The sequence below is a fragment of the Clostridium lacusfryxellense genome (genome assembly GCF_018861735.1).
Lineage (GTDB): Bacteria > Bacillota > Clostridia > Clostridiales > Clostridiaceae > Clostridium_AD > Clostridium_AD lacusfryxellense.
The window spans coordinates 14,170-30,087 of sequence record NZ_JAHLEB010000057.1 but is presented as its reverse complement, the minus strand read 5'-3'; the positions used below and the strand labels follow the sequence as shown (position 1 = coordinate 30,087).

Annotated in this window: 12 protein-coding genes; 4 read left to right on the top strand and 8 right to left on the bottom strand. The window is 29.1% G+C overall.

The features are described from left to right. Window positions 1–147 precede the first annotated feature (147 nt). From KPL55_RS21620 to KPL55_RS21585, 8 genes are all read right to left on the bottom strand, one after another. Window positions 148–1,398 carry a PDC sensor domain-containing protein gene (locus tag KPL55_RS21620; protein WP_216308832.1) on the bottom strand — a complete coding sequence of 417 codons (1,251 nt, stop codon included), beginning with the start codon at window positions 1,396–1,398 and terminating at the stop codon, window positions 148–150. An 871-nt stretch (window positions 1,399–2,269) separates the two neighbouring features. Then, entirely contained in the window at window positions 2,270–3,811 is a 1,542-nt protein-coding gene (locus tag KPL55_RS21615; protein WP_216308831.1) for an RNA-dependent RNA polymerase family protein, read from the bottom strand. Between the two features lie 180 nt (window positions 3,812–3,991). Continuing rightward, window positions 3,992–7,342: a DEAD/DEAH box helicase family protein gene (locus KPL55_RS21610; protein WP_216308830.1), complete on the bottom strand. Its 3,351-nt coding sequence runs from the start codon at window positions 7,340–7,342 to the stop codon at window positions 3,992–3,994. Window positions 7,343–7,381: 39 nt separating this feature from the next. Beyond that, window positions 7,382–7,816, bottom strand: coding sequence for a hypothetical protein (locus KPL55_RS21605; protein WP_216308829.1), 435 nt, complete (start codon window positions 7,814–7,816; stop codon window positions 7,382–7,384). 17 nt (window positions 7,817–7,833) lie between these two features. Then, window positions 7,834–9,015, bottom strand: a complete 1,182-nt coding sequence (locus tag KPL55_RS21600) for a restriction endonuclease subunit S (RefSeq protein ID WP_216308828.1) — start codon at window positions 9,013–9,015, stop codon at window positions 7,834–7,836. Window positions 9,016–9,019: 4 nt separating this feature from the next. Next, the gene (locus KPL55_RS21595; RefSeq protein WP_216308827.1) at window positions 9,020–10,477 is read right to left on the bottom strand and encodes a class I SAM-dependent DNA methyltransferase; all 1,458 of its coding nucleotides are present in this window, start codon (window positions 10,475–10,477) and stop codon (window positions 9,020–9,022) included. Window positions 10,478–10,570: 93 nt separating this feature from the next. Then, window positions 10,571–11,173 carry a recombinase family protein gene (locus tag KPL55_RS21590; protein WP_216308826.1) on the bottom strand — a complete coding sequence of 201 codons (603 nt, stop codon included), beginning with the start codon at window positions 11,171–11,173 and terminating at the stop codon, window positions 10,571–10,573. 747 nt (window positions 11,174–11,920) lie between these two features. Beyond that, window positions 11,921–12,184 (bottom strand): hypothetical protein, encoded by a 264-nt coding sequence (locus KPL55_RS21585; RefSeq protein WP_216308825.1) that lies wholly within the window; start codon window positions 12,182–12,184, stop codon window positions 11,921–11,923. A 247-nt stretch (window positions 12,185–12,431) separates the two neighbouring features. On the opposite strand from KPL55_RS21585, the gene KPL55_RS26965 reads away from it, so the two are divergent. The 4 genes from KPL55_RS26965 (at window position 12,432) to KPL55_RS21565 (ending at window position 15,907) form a co-directional block, all read left to right on the top strand. Further along, a complete protein-coding gene (locus KPL55_RS26965) occupies window positions 12,432–12,677 on the top strand; it encodes a DUF4046 domain-containing protein (RefSeq protein WP_512699273.1) in 246 nt (81 codons plus the stop codon). Window positions 12,678–13,504: 827 nt separating this feature from the next. Further along, on the top strand, window positions 13,505–14,347 hold the full coding sequence (locus tag KPL55_RS21575; protein ID WP_216308823.1) for an extracellular solute-binding protein: 843 nt from the start codon (window positions 13,505–13,507) through the stop codon (window positions 14,345–14,347). Continuing rightward, a complete protein-coding gene (locus KPL55_RS21570; protein ID WP_216308822.1) occupies window positions 14,263–14,853 on the top strand; it encodes a type 2 periplasmic-binding domain-containing protein in 591 nt (196 codons plus the stop codon). The genes KPL55_RS21575 and KPL55_RS21570 overlap by 85 nt, the downstream gene beginning before the upstream one ends. Before the next feature lie 109 nt (window positions 14,854–14,962). Then, complete coding sequence (locus KPL55_RS21565) at window positions 14,963–15,907, top strand: ABC transporter permease (protein WP_246599732.1); 945 nt, start codon at window positions 14,963–14,965, stop codon at window positions 15,905–15,907. Window positions 15,908–15,918 lie beyond the last annotated feature (11 nt).

Here is a 15,918-nt window from a genome sequence, read left to right as displayed (position 1 = left end):
TTGTAAACTTTTGCTCGTTGATATAATCTCTTAAAATTTCTTTTGATATGTTTGACATAAAAATACTCCTCCTTACAATCTTTGATAATCACTTATCTCAATTATTGCCAATAAAGAGTATATTATATTCTGTTTACACAAAATTATTTACAGGCCCGATATTTCTTCGGTTGTAGCAGAAATAGTATTTGAAGATTCTAATACCTCAGCGGAATCCTTTTTTAATTCTCCAACAACTTTTATTAATTCTTCCCTTAGTTTTATTAAACTGGTTCCCATAATGCCTATTTCATCCTTGCTTGATAGCATCTGGTTAAGGTTATTGTCGTTATAAGTTAAATCTAGCTCAGCTAATTTACCAATAAAACCTGTTGCAACTTCTATTGGTCTAGATATTCTTCTGCCAATAATTAATGCAATAACTATTGAAAGTATAATTCCTAGAGTGATAATTAAAATAATAATATATATTGAATCATTTAAGGTTTTGAACACTTCTGAACTAGGCACTTTCACTCCCATAATTTGACCATTATTCAATGTATAATAACTCATCATCTGCTTATGCCCCACAAAATTTGTCTCGAGCACCATAGATTTTTTATTACTTAATTCATCGGTTATAAATTTATATTTTCCATTTTCAAAAGTGTCTAATTTATCCGTCGATTTTTGGTCCGTAGCAACTACAAAACTGTAATCCTTATCTAGCAAAAATGCAGAACCTGTATCATATATCTTTGTATTTAAAATTATCTTTCTCAAACTTTCAAAGGATATATCCATACCTGCAACTCCGACTAATTCATTATTAGCATACACAGGCATCGTATAAGAAATCATATTTACTTTACTAGCTGAGTCTATATAAGGTTTTGACCAAACTCCTAGTTTAGCTTTAATTGGACTATAATACCAATTCATATCCGCGTTATTTTCTTTAAAGTCCTTTAGGCTTGAACTATTTTTTGTCATAGAGCTTAGTTTTTTCTGCTCGTCATACTTATAAGTTACATCGTAAGCCTTACTTCCATCTGTAAATTTAGGGTCGAAATTTATATATAGCCCTACAAGTCCATTATTGCTATCACCTAAACTCTTCATTAAAGGAATTAACTGTTGTTCATATGAATTTATATAGGCTAGGTCTTTAACCTTAGAAACTTTTATTGTCCCTAAAACTAGTCCAGATAACTCCTTTACAGTGTTTTCCACCTTTGTAGTTTTTACTGTGTATTCATTTCCTCTACTAGAAGCTATATTTAATAAGTTCTCTGTGGCTTCCTGCTTAATTATACTTGTGGATTTAACAATACTCGCAATTCCCACAAGCGCTGATACTAAAATAGAGCACCCCACTATAGCAATAACAATTTTAGTGCTAATCTTATGTTTCAAAAAAATCTCCTCCTTAAGTAATTAAAAATAATTTCGTCATTCTTTTAATATTGCTTTAACACTATACAACGTTACATTAGATTATCGATTGTTTTTAAATATTATTTATACTTAATACAAATTTTTTCGTATTTAAATAGGTTTTTCATTATATCAAAATCAATAAATAGTTCTTCATAGTTATTTCAATTTCTTTATTTATTTATTATATAAGCTTGTTGCATACTAATTATAAAAAATGCTTATATTTAAGTAGAGAAAACGAAGGTTTATGGAGCTATATTCCTTAGCGTGGGTTTTGTCGGTTCCGTTAGCTCCACCCCTACGTGTAAAAATACTCAGGTATTTAGAGCGTTTATATTTATTTTAATGATAAATGGTAATAAAAAAGAGGAACTTTGGGGAAGGCCCCTCTCATGAAATATGAATTTACCGTGATTTAAAGTAAAAACTATATTAAAATACAAAGTGAAAGTAACACAATGTCAATTGTGTTACTTTCACTTTGGGTCTATTTCCTATACCTTGTTATACTTATTATATTAAATCGTTCGTTTAAAGTACAAATATTACATGAACGGATTATATGTATATTCACCACCATATAATGCCACTTTCAAGGCTATTAGTTCTCGTTCGTCTACGGTATACTCTATACGAACGCCTCATATATTTTGAATATCTAATATTTAAAGTAATATTTAATTAGGCATATCATAATCTAGGCTTAAATTTCTCTGCCATCTTAATGTGCCTACTGAACTGAAAATTAAAATATAATCATATATAAATCAATGATTCAGACACACGTACATTAAATTATGTTAATCTTAATAAGTTACGTAATTCATTATTAATTATTATGTATCTTCTAATTTTCATCTCCCGTTTCTCCGAAAACTTCAATTCGTTCTTCTATTAATAACTCCATGTAATCCTTAATGTTACCACTTATAGATTCTACATTTTTTACAAGAGATATGCTTGATTCTAAATTTATTTTATAAAATTCCATATACCTATTTTTCTGTCTATCTTTGATAGCATATGCAGGCATTAAATATTCACTAATGCTGTTTTCTAAATGATCTATTAAATCACTAAACAATATTAGATGATAATTTTGAAACCAATAACGTTCTTCTTTCTTTAATTTTAATTTTAATATATGTTCAGAATTAAATAGATCGTCCTTTAAATAATAAGATACGAGTAACTGATTATTGCTTTCAACAACGATATCAACTGTTTCTTTTAATATACAATCGAATCCTAATATTTTAATCGTATAATAATAATATAGTTGTTCTTCATTATAATATTTAGATAATACATCATTGTATCTTACCCTTAGAAATTTTTTGAATTTTTCTCCTGAAAAATAATCCAAATATTTAAAATGATTTATAGAATATAACATAGTTTCAGGAGAAAATTTGAATATATAACATAATTGATGATAATTAAATTCTTCGAAAGCATATTTTTTAATATCAATTTCTTGAAAATACGTTGATTTAAAAAAGGTGTTTAGAAAGGTTTTTTTTAGTTTATCATCTTTTAAATTAGATACACGATAAATTAATTGATTACTAAAATAGAGTTTATTATTATTTATACTTTTATCAAATCTACGTTTACACTCTGATCTAATTTTTTTCCAATATTTTTCAATTAGATGATAGTTATTATATGGTAAATACGTCCATAATTCTGTTTTACCATCATTTCTTTCTAAACTATATTTTTCCAAGACAGTATCAAATATGCTAATTACATTTTCATTATATTTTTTATCACAAAAAAAGTAAAAATCATCTGAAAAGTACGAAAAACTACACTCAATTTTAGCTTCTTTTAATCTAATTTCAATTTCATTACTTATTTCCTTTAAATATTTTTCTGCAAAATACAATGATATATAATTACCCATTATTAGACCATTAGTGTTTCCCGTATTTAAATTTGTTAAATAGTTTTCATCTCCTTTATTTTCAAATTTAATATCATGCGCATAAATTCTTTCATAATAGCCTTTAATATCTAATTTAAGTAAATTATCATATATACATAATTCTTGAAAGTCATTTTCTAATTGTTCATCGTATGTACCCGCTGCAAAATCTCCAGTATCTAAATTAGGTACTAACCTTTTGTGATTATCTATATTATAAATATCTAAAAAGTCTTTTGAATCTTTAAAACGTTTGTATGCACATAAGAAATTTAAAACATTTGGCATCTTTAATGTTCTGTATTGATCATCTTGTTTTCTAACTCTAAAATTTATAGGTTTAGTCCAAGCTAAATCTTTAATTTCCATTTCATCAATTTTAACTGGACAACGTACATTATTTATATTTAAGAAATGTCTTACTGTATTTTTAAAATTATAAAAATTATTTATTTCCATATTGTTTTTTACCTCCGAGCATTATTTTATTTTTATATTTCTCTCTAAGATCAATATAATAAACTTTAAAAGGTACGATTTTTATGTCACATTTATGTTATATAATAGTTAAATTGTAGAGATTAACTTTCATAGTTACATTAGAAAAGAGATAGCCTCTAGCTATCTCTTAAGTCTTAATTATCCTACTTCCTCAGAATTAATTTTAATATTAGATAAAGTGCTCATTATTTTTCTTGCATCATCCATATTTTCTTTAAACAACTCTGTTATATTACCAACATTTCTAAATGGATCTTCAATAAGAACTCGATTATTCTCTATAAATCCATTAACTACTACATAATCAATAATTAACTTAACAAAGTGCATTTGCTTTATATTTAGATTTCCATTGCTTAGAAACTCCGTAAAAGCTTCATTAGCTGCTTGTCTATCTAGTCCTACTATTTTTCTAACTAATTTGTTAACTGGCATTTCACCAAATTCTTTTTTATAATCATCCTGTGTTCCTAACTGTTTCCACATTAAATCTTCTAAGGCGGTTAAATCTTGCTTAGTTAACCTTTTGTTGTTTCTAAGCTTAAAAATAGATATTTCGTCCTTATGCTCTTTAAGGTAGAACTCCACTTTTTTTCTATAGTTTTTAAGATCATTAGCGTTATAAAAAGCTCCACTCTTATCTTCCCTAACAATTATATCTTCAAAATGTGTAGTATAAATTATTTGAATCTCTTTTTCAAGATACTTTAACAGTTCACGTAAAGATTCTCTTACGGAATCTAGATCAAAAATGTCAGCACTTTCCCAAAATTCCTCTGTCATAACCTTTTCTATTACAGACTTTTGAGCATTCACTTCTGGTATTGTTCCAAGTTTTGAAAGTTTCTCGGCGGTCTTAATTACAATTTTAATAGGTTTTGTTGCATTTCCATCTTGAAGTTTTGCAAGCTGAATTGTATACATTGCAACATCAAATCTTTTCGCAAATTCATCATCATTTAATGGGGTGATCAATGAAGAAACATTTTCTTTAATTTCATTTACACCAATTGTTCCAAGTGATGTCCACTCGCTCGCTTGTTTATACTTGTGAACAAACTTTAGCTCCATATGTACTCTAAAGTTATCCTCATTTAATGAATTAATACTTAACACCGCATTCTCAACCAAAGCATCCCTAAAGGTTTTATATTCACCCTCTTGATACTTAATGTCTTGAAGCTCTTTAATAATATTTAACTTTAAATTGAATATTCTTTCTGTAAGGTTTTGGGTAGTAGCACCATCAAACCCTTTTGGGTTTACCTTAAAAAATTCAAAATTGTTACAAAAATCAAATACTAAAAACTTTTCTTTGTCTATTCCTACACCTAAAAGATCAGGGCAAAGTCTTGTTCCTCTACCTATCATTTGCCAAAACTTAGATTTAGATCTCACCTTTTTAAAGAAAACTAGGTTTAATATTTCTGGTATGTCTATTCCTGTATCTAGCATATCTACCGAAACTGCAATTTGAGGCATTTTACCTTTATCTGAAAAGTCATCTATTAAGCTATCTACGTAATTAATAGAATAATCAATCTCTCTACAAAATTGGCTTCCTAATTCAGGATACCGTTTATTAAACCTTTCAACAATAACTTTTGCATGTCTATTATTTTTTGCAAATATTATTGTTTTACCCAGTTTTTCTCCACCTTCAATTTTTATACCTTCCTCGATTAGCTTATTCAAAACCAAATCAATAGTATTATCATTAAATAACCATTCATTAATAGCAGAATTTAATATTTCTTCACCTATATTTTCGTCATCGTCAAAAGTATCCTCATAAGCTTCTTTATCTTCATCAGATAACTTGTCATATTTTATGCCATCTTTCATTAACATTGACTCATATTCTAAAACCTCATAGCTTACAAGGTATTTATCTTCTACTGCCTTTTTTAATTCATAAGCATATGTTGGCACTCCACTTTCTAAATCAAATATGCTATAGGTATTTTTATCTATATCGTCCTTTGGAGTAGCAGTTAATCCTAGAAGATAAGCATCAAAATAATCAAATATGGCTCTGAATTTTTTATATATACTTCTGTGTGACTCATCCACTATTATTAAATCAAAATGTCCAGGTGTAAGTAACCTATTTCCATTCTTAGATTTCCGATCATCTATGGCGTTCATCATAGTAGGATAGGTTGAAAATATCATTCTTGCTTCTTCCGGATTATCTTTATTATCTAGAAGATTGCATAGCGCTAAGTCTGGTGAAAGCTTTGAAAAACTGTTTTTCGCTTGTTTTACTAATGCTTTTCTATCTGTTAGAAACAATATATTTTTAACCCAGTTATGTCTTGTTAACACATCAACTATTGATATGGCTACTCTTGTTTTTCCACTACCTGTAGCCATTACAAGAAGCATTTTTCTTTGTTTTTTATCTATTGCTTCACATACTGAAATTACTGATTCTTTCTGATAATATCTATTTGCTATACTATCCTTCATTCCAATTTGGTCAAATGTTTTTTTACTGGTCCTTCTATCAATTAATAATTGTAACTCTTCCTTTTTAAAGAAACCATAAACTCTTCTTTCGCTGTAGCCATTAAAATCATCCCATAAATACGTCTCAAACCCATTTGTATAAAATATTATAGGTCTCTGACTAAACTGTTTTTCTATGCAATCAGCATATAATTTTACCTGCTGCTGTCCTATCTTTGCATCTTTACTACTTCTTTTAGCTTCAACAATACCTACTGGCTTGCCATTAGATCCATATAATACATAATCTATATAACCAAGCCCTGTGTCACTAGGCATACCAGTAACTTCAATTTCTTCACCAATATCTTTGCCAAAATCCCATCCAGCAAGTTTGAGTTCAACATCAATGTATCTCTTTCTTGTCTCAAACTCACAAATTTCATCTACATTAAAGTCATAATTTTCAGAGCTAGTATTCATCTTTCTCTTTTCAGTTAGATCTTTTCTAAGTTCTTCATTTTGTTTTATTATTTCTTCAAGTTTTTTATCCTTTGAACTTAATTTTTCATAAAGGTCTTTAAGCTCCTCTGGTTTAGTTCTATTTTCTTCACCTTGCAATAAAATCCCCTCATTAAATTCACCCGCAGTGAATTCATCTGCATAGCAATAATCAATCCACGAGATAAATTGATGAAGATTATGAAGGGTAAGAATTGCTTCTTGACGTTTAATATTAGAATTTGTATGAATTGCTACATTTCCAAGACTAACTATGTATTTTAATAGCCTCAACATCTTTGCATCCACAAGTATAATAAAACTATTGTCATGAATTAAACTTGATAAATTATCTTGATAAGGTACCTTTAAATCTTGATCAAAGCTATATACCCATTTAACAGATAACTCCAAAGCTCTTCTTGCAAGTATCGCACAAGTAGCCGGACTTACTAATATACTCTTTTCAGCTTCAATACACGCTGGTGTAAAACCTTTGAAAATGTCTTTATTACTTAAAAAGTTAAAATTGCCCACATTTTTAGCCCCCCTAAAAATATCTTTAATATTTGTTAATTAAGTTTCCATAAAGCTATTAAATGGCGTTGAAAGTTCAGTAGCCACATAAATAACAAACATAGCTCTTAATATCTCATCATCTATTTTTATAAATTTCACACTATAATTATTGAATAAATATTCACGAGCATCTTTCATTGTTGAAAAATTATTACTCTCTGTCCTCATTAATTTCTTAGAAACTGTAGCTTGCATCTCTCCTAATGATCTCTCATCGGTACCAATCTTCTGTGCTAGTGTCCTTGATCTACCCACATACATAGGAACTTTTTTATCATACATTAGATATACACCTTTTACTGGTATGCTTTCAGAAAGTATTTCTTTAACTCTTCCTTCAGTAAGAGTAGTATCAATTTTATAATTTTCTGATTCCACTAACTGTCTAAATATTATTGGTAACATCTCAACATAATTAAAAAATTTTCCCATAAATTCCTATCTCCTTTTTAGTTAAATAGTTCTCCTTTAAATGCCTTTTGCATTATTGAATTAAAGTTGCTTTCTAGTTGATTTAGACTTTGTTGTAGTAATTCTTTTTGCTTTTCTATTGTTTCTACTATTTGCTCGAATTCATCTTGGATATCTATTGGAGGTAAAATAATATTTATAAAATTACATGTTGTCTTATTCATGTATAAAACTGTAGTTGAGGTTGCCATTCTTTCCATTTCGCCTTTATAATAAGGAAGAACATAGCATAAATAGTAATTGTTTATTTTTTCTTTGCACTGAAATGAATGCAACTGTTGATTGATTATCATTTCTTTTCCTGCAATTGATGTAATCCCTAAGTTACCAACACAACTTAATATTACACTTCCCTTTGGTATTGTTTTTCTTTTTACTTCTCCAATTTCCTCAATTGTAAGAGCCATATCACTCTTAGACTTATATGTTACTCCTCCCCTATTTAAATCTTCTATTGTTATCCATGGAATATCTCCAGTGAAACTTTTAGGCTTGTCTCTTCCTGGCACCATACAATCGCATACATCTATTACTTTTACTCGTTCCCATAATTTATTGTTTAAGATAGGATCCCCAAACATATCATAAAAAATACTTTTTAGTAATTCACCTAAGGCTTCTATTTGAGCTTTTCTTTTATCTATCAATTCTTGAGCTTTGTCTAAGGCTTGTGCTATTTTTTGTTGTATTTCTATATTTGGTAAAATCACTTCTATATTCTGCAAATAATCATTTAATCTTAAATTTATTATTCCTGTAGTCTTATTTTGATACTTTAATACTGTTCTTTTATTATATAGATCTTTAAGTAAATAAAATGAGTACTTGTAATTCACTAATTTAGTAGGTCTTAATACTGCAGTGAAGTTATTACAGTAATATTTTTCTTCAGTACTCTTTTCAAATATAACTACTCTTCCTACTGGTTGTGACGGACTTCCACCTGATTTTTCTATTATTACATCTCCATATTTTAACATCTTATCTTTATACTTTTCCGTGTCTATATTTCTTAAAACAATTTTACTATAGTCTAATTTTCCTAAGTTGGTAAAGTTAGTAGTTCTAATTACTTTAATACCTTCCTCACCTTCCACTAAATTTTTTCCCCACTCGCCACTTTTAGGTTTTTCAAATATCTCAGCTAACACATATTTCATTTATCTACCCCTCTATCATTCTTTCTAGTTTTTCTATCCCCACAACTATCTCTGCCTCTAGTCCCTTAAGCTTCTCTAAAATAACACTAGGAGCATCATAAACTAATTCCTCATATTCTATTTCCTTATACTTATTAATAGAAAGGTCATAGCCATTATCCCTTATTTCCTGTACAGGAACAAAGAAGGATTGCTCTTTTCTTTTACTATCTGTTTCTTTATCTAAATTACTGAATCTTTCTATAATATCATCTATATCACTATTCTCAATAGGATTTCTCTTATCATCTAAGCTATATCCATCAGCTTTCATATCATAAAACCACACCTTATCTGTTCCACCACTACCTGTTTTGGTAAATATCATGATAGCTGTTGATACTCCTGCGTATGGTTTAAAAACTCCACTCGGCATTGATATGATAGCTTCTAATTTGTGGTTATCTATTATTTCTTGTCTTATAGATTTATGTCCTCCAGTTGATCCAAATAACACTCCATCTGGAACAATTGAGGCACCTCTTCCACCATTTTTTAATTCTCTTAGAAATAAAGCTAAGAATAAAATCTCTGTCTTCTTTGTTTTAGTTATCTTTAATAAATCTGCTGATACTGCTTCATAATCTAAACTTCCCTTAAAAGGAGGGTTTGCTAGTACTAGCGTAAACTTATCCTTGTCCGTATTCACTTCTGATAGCGAATCTTTATATTCAATATTTGGGTTATCAACTCCATGTAACATCATATTCATAGCACCTATTCTAAGCATGGTGCTATCCATATCAAAGCCATAAAACATATTATTATTAAAGTGCTCTTTTAACCCTTTAACTAAAAATAAATCAGCATGATTATCACGTAAATATTGTTGCGCTGATACTAAAAATCCCGCTGTCCCTGCCGCTGGATCTAATATAATATCTTCTGGTGTTGGCTTCATAAGTTTTACCATCATATCAATGATATGTCTAGGTGTTCTAAACTGACCATTAGTACCTGCTGTTGCGACCTTTGAAAGTAGGTATTCATAAAGATCTCCCTTTGTATCCTTTCCTTCCATATTTATGTTGCTTATTCCATCTATTATTTTGGAAATCATTAACGGAGTTGGTATTTTGAAAATTGCATCTCCCATGTATTTTGCATAAGCAGAATTCTCATCTCCATGAAGATTCTTTATAAATGGGAACACCTCTTCTTGCATTACTTTATACATTTCTCCTGCTTCAAAGTCTTTAAATTTGCTCCACCTTAAATGTTGCTTATCACTTGGAAACATACCTTCAAATTCTATATTCAAAAATGATGCTTCATTTTCACTTATTGTTTCTTTATCATCTAAGCCTTTAATAAATAAAAGGTATGTAAATTGCTCTATAACTTCTAATGGATTTGATATTCCACCGGTCCAAAAAGTTTCCCATATTTTATCTACTTTACTCCTTAATTCACCTGTAATCATTAGTTTTCCTCCAAATTTAAATAATTGCACTATCCAAAACTAATGCAATTATATTATAATCCATATTTTCCACAAATTCTATGAAAAGTTGTACTAGCCTTGCATATTACTTTCTTCAATAAGCTTAATATATTTATATAAACAAGACCTAGATATATCGCACACTCTAGCACATTCACTCTTATTTGTTTTGCCATTCTTTAATCGGTCATATGCTTTGAATACTGCTACTGGAATATTTTCTATAGTAGTTGTAGGTCTACCTAATAATTTCCCTTTAGCTTTAGCATTAGCCAAACCACTTTTAACTCTCCGACTTATCATGTTACGTTCTATCTCAGAGAACACACCCATCATTTTTAACATTCCTTCAGTCATAGGATCTAATTCTTTTATGCAATCTACAATAAAATTTCCTAATACTAATTTGATTTTCTTAATTTTAGCTAATTCTATAACTTCACATAATTGTTTGGTGCTTCTGGTTATTCTACTGACCTCTGTTGCTATTATAGTGTCACCCTCTGTAACTTTAACTAATAGCTTATTAAATTCTATTCTGTCTATTTTAGTGCCACTTGCATATTCCAGGTATATATTATTAGTAGTAACTCCTAACGCCTCTAATTCTCTTGTCTGTCTTGTTATATCCTGCTTAGTATTGTCTGTAGAACATCTTGCATATCCATATAACATATATTCCACCCTTTCAACTTCACTCTCATTATGTAGTATGCCATCTATACCAAACTGTATACAAAATGTTATAAATGTTTCGACTACAGTTTTTAATATAAAAGCATCTTAAAACCCTTATAATTGAAATATAAATTCAATCATCACTTAACAATTAAAGTGTAGTCAAAAACAAATGTTTTTATTTACATTCACAACTAATTATTTATAGTAGAAAATTAGAAAATGCGCATTTATTTCTAAGTTATCTATATATTTACATCAATATGTGATATATTAAAGGTAACATTTTGGTTTGTATATTTATGAGAGGATCTTTCCCCAAAGGGTCCTCTTATTCTATTATCAATTAAGATAAATAAAAAACACTCTAAATACCTGAGTATTCAAAGTGTACCATCTTTTCATAGTTAAATTTAACTCAAATCTTACTACCTACCTACTACCTATGTATTACTTGTATCACATAATACAGCCCTCTCTTTTAAACGTATAAAACATCTCAGTAAAATGGTCATGAATTTAAGAGAAGCATTATATATCTTTCTTAGAGATTTATAAATCCTTTGGGTTTATAACAACAACTTCATTACATTTCTTGCAAACTAATACTATCCATCATAAATTTTAAATTCAAAATCAGCTATTTTATTATCTGTTTTTATATCTTCTATATTTCCGCATTTACACATCATTTTCATTGTATAACCCCTGTCTGTAATTAATTTTACACAACTTAACTACACTTTAAATTTTAAACAAAATCCATTTACATGTTGCAAGATTATACTTAATTTCAAATAATTTTAGAGCACCATCAATTAAACTTTGGCACTTATAAACAAGCATAACATTACCTGCAAGTTTCTCAATATCTTTTACTATAACCTTATCTATTTTTATAACTTGCATAGGCTCATCATTTATTTGCATTCTAAACCTAATAGGCTTTATAGCACCTTTATTGTCTGTGTAAGAAACCATTTCTATAGGTAAAGCTAAAACCTTCATTACTTGCTACCTCCAAACCATTAAAATCACCAATAATCTTCATTTTTACCTCTTCACATTAGAACATAAGTTCGTAATAATTATATACTAAATTTTTAGTTTTTAAAAGTGGTTTTATGAAATTGCATTTAGTAATATATTTAATCACAAACATATTTACTTTAAATTGTTGTAAATTTATATTCCTATACATGATTGATATTTATATGGTTTGTCAATAATTTAAAGAGTTAAGGAGGTTATTGATATGCCTGAAAATTTAAAAATAGATCTTACTTATTTAGAAGATATAGAGATATACGAGCTTTTATTACAAGGCACGATCCCATGCTTCCCATCAGGATTTTGGGTTAATAGAAGTACATCAGAAGCAAAGGAAGTTGCTGTTAAGTTATTAAAATATCTAATCGATGTAAGACTAAAATTTAATAACTCAGATGTAAAAAGAGAAGTTATCTGTCCTCTTATAATTTTATCAAGGAAAGAAGAATGAATTAATGATTTTTGATTATTTATATCATTTTGAAGTTCATTATTTGTAGAAATCAAATTAGAAACACTACCATTTATTAAGGAGAATGCATTTCCACTAGGCGTTGATTCTTCTCCAGTAAACTGTTTTAACTGTTTAACAATATCAAAGACAGGTTTACTGTTACTATAAGCAAGTATACTTGCAATTATGACCCCAGCTAAAAGTGTAATCAAAAATATTTTAAAAGAAATCAAAGTAAAGTCATTTAGGTTTGCAAATACTAATTTGGAAGGCAATGCAATAACATATTTCCAACCTCTTTCTTTGGAAGTTATATATGTCACAATCATCTTCTTACCATCGATATTTTTGGAGAAAAATCCTTCCTCTTTTGTTAACTCCTTTGCGTTAATCTTATTGCTAGGATTGATATTTCCAGGTAAACTGGTTATTACATTACCCTCATCATTTTCGACATAAATGAATCCCCCTTTTGATATATCAATGTAAGAAATTAATTCTGTTATTTTTTCGTTTTTGAATACGATTGTCATTGCACCCTTTGGTTTTTCATTATACCCAAAAGGAACTGATTGAAGAAAATTGGTTCTATTAGAGTCTAAACCCTTTACATCATAGGATGTTAAGGGCACATACTCGCAAGCATAATGATCACTCATTAGCATTTTCAACCATTTTCCATACTCTGAAGGCTTAAATTTCAGTACCATATTATAATATACATCTGCCTTATAAAGAGTATCTTGAGTAATAATATAATCGCTATTCTTTAAATAAATATAATAACCATCTAAATAATCCATTTTTAAGGGGGGAAATTATTAATGAAAAAATCGATACTAAGAAGTGTAGGTTTAGCTTTATCTCTCGCTTTGGTAACTGGCGGTTTAGTTGGATGTAAATCTAATGATACTAAAGAAACTGTGACAAAAGCAGAAAATGGGGCAGTAGTTAAACCAACAATAATAAAAATGACTACTGATACTTTTCTAAAACCTGAAGATGGCATGGATGAATTCCTAGCAGGTTTCAAAAAACAAACAGGTATGGAACTTAAAGTAACACAACCGGTTCATAATCAGTATTACGATAAGCTTAGTCTTCAATTCGCATCTGGTGATGTACCTGATGTAGTAGAAATAGCCAGCACGTACTTAACTACTTTTGGAAGTAATGGGGCACTTTGGGATATGACAGACACAATCTCCAAGTCTAAAGTTCTAAAAGATATTGATCCCAAATATTCAGATTCAATTAAAGTAAATGATAAATCATTTGCCTACCCAATTCAAACTGGTGGTAACGGTAAGAAAACTATTATTCCTGTTAGTGCTGCTGGAGTAATAAACACAGAAGTTCCTTATTCTATATATTTGAGAGAATTCTACCAAGATGCTATACCTAACTTTACACAAGTTGATGGTAAATGGGTAGATGGTATGTCACAACCTAATATGAAACTTGCTCTTGAAAGAATAAGTACAGCTTATGCTGATGGCTTAATTGACAAAGAGATAGTTACAAATAAAACTTCAAGTGTCCGTGATAAATTCTATGCTGGAAAAATTGGAGCATTCACTTATTGGCAGGAGATTGGAATAGAGTTATTGAACAAAACTTACAAAAAGCTGTACCAAGTGGAAAAGTTGTTGCAATGCCTACAATAAAAGAAACTAAGTATATTGAAAGAGCACCTATTGCACTAGGAATAACTAGCAAAGCAAAAAACCCAGAAGGAATATTCAAATATCTTATTGAGTATATGCATGATGGTGGCGAAGGCGAAATGATATTTACAAATGGAATTAAGGATATAAACTACACAGTTAAAGATGGAGTTACTGCAAAAGTACCTAGCAAACTTGATCCTAAAATACAGTTCCCCAAAATATATGAAGCAGCTGAATTATCTTTAACAAAATTCAAAAACCCAGTTGTTGTTGATGAGAGAATAACTAATTCTCTAGAAATATTTACTAAAGACTCAGTTCTAGAACCTTTGTTACCTGCATCTGAAGTTCTTAGTAAAGCAATTCCAGACTTATTAGCAATAAAAACCGAAGTAATCTCTAATGTACTTGTTGGAACATTGTCAGTTGATGATGGTTTAGCTAAATACAATAAAGATTCAAAATCATTAGTTGATAGTATTCTAGCTGATCTTAATAAATAATAATTTAATTTAATTTATAATTGGAAGTAATTTTTAATTTTACTTCCAATTATATTTTATATAAATTATGAGTTTTAAATTCAACTAATACAAAAGGAGGACTAATTAATTGCAAACTAAAACAAGAAAAACATCAAATACTAATGTTATGAAAACATCGAATAGTAGTGTGATAAAAAGAATGATCAGATATAAATATTTTTATCTTATGTTTCTTCCAGTCTTATTAATTACATTCTTATTCTACTACATGCCTATGTATGGTATTAAATTTGCATTTACAAAATACGGCCCTTTTGCCCCTGCGAAGTTTATAGGTTTGGAAAATTTCAGAGTATTATTTAAAACTCCTAAGTTTTTAAGTGCCTTTAGCAATACAATTAGCCTTAGCTTACTGAATCTCTCAATAGGTATGGTAGTAACAATCATTTTTGCCTTATTATTAAATGAATTAAGTAGTAAATTTGCTAAAAGTTTTGTTCAAACACTTTTATATCTTCCTCATTTTCTATCTTGGGTAGTTGTAGCTTCCATATTTACAATAATTTTATCACCTCAGGATGGATTTATAAATCAAATACTTGTTCAATTAAGTTACAAACCATTTTATTTCTTAGTATCAGAAAAATGGTGGACGCCTATATTCCTTTTCATAGCAAGATGGAAAGATACTGGATGGGGAACTATAATTTATTTGGCTGCACTCTCTGGAATTAGCCCTGAATTATATGAAGCCGCTGCTATAGATGGTGCGAGTAGAATTAAACAATGTATTCATGTTACTTTGCCTGGAATTATGAATACAATTCTTGTTGTATTTATACTTGATCTAGCCAAAGTATTAAATTTATTTGACTCAGTATTTAACCTTATGAACCCTGTAGTTTATAGTGTTTCAGATACTATTCAAACTTACACATTTAGGGTTATGCAACAACAAGCAGATTACGGTTACACTACTGCTGTTGGATTATTTAAATCTGTTGTAACTTTGGTATTAGTAATTTTAGCAAATCAAATCAGCAAAAAAATTAAGGGCTCAAGTATCTTATAGTGAGAGGAGAA

Bases quoted from the DNA above. Each gene is read 5' to 3' on its own strand.
- KPL55_RS21615 (WP_216308831.1), bottom strand. From the start codon at position 3,811: ATGGAAATAAATAATTTTTATAATTTTAAAAATACAGTAAGACATTTC.
- KPL55_RS21605 (WP_216308829.1), bottom strand. From the start codon at position 7,816: ATGGGAAAATTTTTTAATTATGTTGAGATGTTACCAATAATATTTAGA.
- KPL55_RS21600 (WP_216308828.1), bottom strand. From the start codon at position 9,015: ATGAAATATGTGTTAGCTGAGATATTTGAAAAACCTAAAAGTGGCGAG.
- KPL55_RS21595 (WP_216308827.1), bottom strand. From the start codon at position 10,477: ATGATTACAGGTGAATTAAGGAGTAAAGTAGATAAAATATGGGAAACT.
- KPL55_RS21590 (WP_216308826.1), bottom strand. From the start codon at position 11,173: ATGTTATATGGATATGCAAGATGTTCTACAGACAATACTAAGCAGGAT.
- KPL55_RS21585 (WP_216308825.1), bottom strand. From the start codon at position 12,184: ATGAAGGTTTTAGCTTTACCTATAGAAATGGTTTCTTACACAGACAAT.
- KPL55_RS26965 (WP_512699273.1), top strand. From the start codon at position 12,432: ATGCCTGAAAATTTAAAAATAGATCTTACTTATTTAGAAGATATAGAG.
- KPL55_RS21575 (WP_216308823.1), top strand. From the start codon at position 13,505: ATGAAAAAATCGATACTAAGAAGTGTAGGTTTAGCTTTATCTCTCGCT.